Source organism: Paracoccus sp. UBA5162 (assembly GCF_002413585.1).
Taxonomy (GTDB): domain Bacteria; phylum Pseudomonadota; class Alphaproteobacteria; order Rhodobacterales; family Rhodobacteraceae; genus Paracoccus.
Window position 1 is genome coordinate 1274 of sequence record NZ_DHXG01000076.1, and the last position, 395, is coordinate 1668.

Annotated in this window: 1 protein-coding gene; it reads right to left on the reverse strand. The window is 63.3% G+C overall.

Annotated elements, in window-relative coordinates; translation table 11 throughout:
- On the reverse strand, positions 1–279 hold a 279-nt coding region (locus B4A72_RS11890; RefSeq protein ID WP_292978686.1), incomplete at its 3' end, for a hypothetical protein.
- Between the last annotated feature and the right edge of the window lie 116 nt (positions 280–395).

Genomic DNA, 395 nt, shown 5'->3' on the forward strand with positions numbered 1-395 from the left:
ATCAAACCGTGGGATCAAACAGCTAGGATCGCGGTCGTAAACGACTAGCGCGGTTTCAGGGTTGTTGATGCAGGTCTGTGAAAAAAGCAACAGCATGTCCCCGTCGGGCCCGGCCGGACACTGCTGGCGGATGCCGCCTATGGCAGAAACCGGCTGCGCGACCGCCTCGCAAATATCGGCGCGAGGGCCGTCATGAGACCCAGCCCGCGCCGATCCGTGCCGCCGCCCCTCGTCCGCGACACCGGCCGGATTGATCGCCTCTTCTCGAAACTCAAGCATTCCAGGGCCATCGGGACCAGATACGAGAAACACGACGTCGATTTCCCTGCCCTCGCCAAAGGCGCCGCAACAGGCATCCGATCACGCATTTGCGAGCCGGTGCACCAGGCCCGCGC